This is a genomic window from Streptomyces sp. KR55 (assembly GCF_052245645.1).
Classification (GTDB): Bacteria; Actinomycetota; Actinomycetes; order Streptomycetales; family Streptomycetaceae; genus Streptomyces; species Streptomyces flavusporus.
The window spans coordinates 1-2,639 of the sequence record NZ_JBQQCE010000786.1; the positions used below are offsets into that span (position 1 = coordinate 1).

The 2,639-nt window shown below is 72.2% G+C and carries 1 protein-coding gene; it reads left to right on the forward strand.

Annotated elements, in window-relative coordinates:
* On the forward strand, nt 1–2,639 hold a 2,639-nt coding region (locus ACTWQJ_RS50055), incomplete at both ends, for an amino acid adenylation domain-containing protein (protein WP_443312994.1).

Below are 2,639 nucleotides of genomic sequence, written 5' to 3' on the forward strand. Positions count from 1 at the left end.
TGCTGGCGGTGTGGAAGGCCGGGGGTGCGTATGTGCCGCTGGATCCGGAGTATCCGGCGGATCGGCTGGCCTACATGGTCAGCGACAGCGGTGCCTCCGTGGTGCTGGCCACGGCCGCGACGGCGGGGCAGGTGCCGGCCGGCGTGGACGTGGTGCTGACGCACGAGTCGGACGGTGGGTCGGCCGGCGTGGACGTGGTGCTGCTGGAGGAGACGCCCGAAGCACCGGCGGGACCGCTGAACACGGTCGTTGATCCGAGCCAACTCGCCTACGTCATCTACACCTCCGGCTCCACAGGTCGGCCGAAGGGCGTGGCGGTCGCGCACGGTGGGGTGGCGAACCTGGCCGAGGTGATGCGCCCGGTACTCGGCGTGGAACCCGGCACGGTGGCGTTGCAGTTCGCGTCGTTCAGTTTCGACGCGGCGGTGCTCGACGTCGCGGTCACCCTCGGTGGCGGCGGCACCCTGGCCGTCGCCACCGGCGAGGAACGCATCCAACCGAGCGCGCTCGCCGAGATGATCCGTACGGCGGGCGTGCAGGTCGCGAGCGTCGTCCCGTCCCTGCTCGGCGTGCTGGACCCGGCCGAGGTCCCCGGTGTGGAGAACTGGGTGCTGGGCGCCGAGCGCCTGAGTGCCGGCCTGGCCGCCCGCTGGCGGGCGCAGGCTCGCGTCTGGAACACCTACGGCCCCACCGAGGCGACGGTGATCTCGACGGCGACGCTGCTGGAGGAGGGCATCAGCCCGGAGGATGCGCCTCCGGCCATCGGATCGCCGATCGGCAACGCCCAGGTCTTCGTCCTGGACGACTTCCTTCAGCCGGCTCCGGTCGGGGCGGTGGGGGAGTTGTATGTGGCGGGCGCGGGTCTGGCGCGTGGCTACGACAACCGCCCCGGCCTGACCGCCGAACGCTTTGTGGCGTGCCCGTTCGCCGAGGGCGGGCGGATGTACCGCTCGGGCGACCTGGCCCGCTGGACGGCGGACGGGTTGCTGGAGTTCGCCGGACGCGCCGACGAGCAGGTCAAGATCCGCGGCTTCCGCGTCGAGCCGGGTGAGGTCGAGTCCGTTCTCGCCGCGCACCCCGATGTCGCGCAGGCCGCCGTCGTCGTACGCGAGGACCGGCCCGGCGACAAGCGCCTCATCGGATACGTCGTGTCCGGTGCGCAGGACATCGACCAGCAGCACCTGCGCGAACACGTGGCCAAGTCGCTGCCCGACTACATGGTCCCGGCGACCGTGATGGTCCTCGACGCACTGCCGCTGACCGCCAACGGCAAGCTCGACCGGAACGCTCTGCCCGCCCCCGACTTCGGTGAGCGTTCCTCCGACCTGATGCCCGCCGGCGAGGTCGAGGCGATTCTCTGCGACCTGTTCGCCGAAGTCCTCCAGGTCGACCACGTGGGCGCGGACTCCAACTTCTTCGACCTGGGCGGCAACTCCGCGCTGGCCATGCATCTCGCCGGCCGGATCCGGACGGAGCTGGGCGCCGAGTTGGTCATGAAGGACTTCTTCGGCGCGTCGACCCCGATCGGTGTGGCGAGGATCCTCGGCTCGAAGGTGCGCCCGCCGTTGCGCGCGGTCGACCACGAGCAGGACGTGCCCGTCACCGCGAACCAGCTCAGCACCTGGCGCAAGGCCCGGGCCAACCCCCACAGCGCCGCCCAGCAGACGGCCGTCGCGCTGCGGCTCGGCGGCGCGCTCGACCGGGAGGCGCTCCGGGCCGCGCTGGGCGACGTCGCGGCCCGGCACGACATCCTGCGGACGAGATTCGTCGGCGCCGTGGGCAGCGAACTGCACCAGCACATCCTGGATCCGGACGCCGCCCGTCCCGCGCTGCCGGTGATACCGGCGACCGAGGACGAACTGCCCGCCCTCCTCGCCACCCACTCCGGGCACCGGTTCGACCTCGCGCAGGAGACGCCGTGGGCGCCGTACCTGTTCGCACTGTCGGACACCGAGCACGTCCTCCTGCTCGTCCTGCACCGGATCGGCGTGGACGACGCCTCGTCGGACCTCCTCGTGCGTGACCTGGCGGCGGCCTACGGCGCGCGCCGCGAAGGCCGCGCGTCGGAGCGCGCCCCGCTGCCCCTCCAGTTCCCGCACTACGCCCTGTGGGAGAGGGAACTGCTCAAGGGCGAACAGGACGACGAGAGTCTGATCGGCGACCAGATCGCCTACTGGCGGGAGACACTGGCGGGCGCGGCGGCCGAGACACCGCTGCCGACGGACCGCGCACGGCCACCGCACCCCGTCCACGTCGCCGGTTCGCTGCCCCTGGAGCTGGGGGCCGAGACCCACCGGCGGCTCATGGAGACGGCGGAACCGATCGGCGCGACGGCCTTCATGGTGGTGCACGCGGCGCTCGCGATGCTCCTCGCCCGCCTCGGCGCGGGAACCGACCTGACGCTCGGCACCGTGCTGCCGCGCGTGGACGCCGACGGAGATCTGGAAGGAGTCGTGGGCCCCTTCGTCGGCCTGCTGCCACTGCGCACCAACAGCAGCGGCGACCCCATCTTCCGCGAGATGCTCGGCCGGGTCCGCGAGACCGACCAGGAGGCCGGGCTCTACCAGGACGTGCCCTTCGACCGCCTGGTCGAGGTGCTGTCGCTGTCGTTCTCGACGGCCGCGCACCCCGTCTTCCAG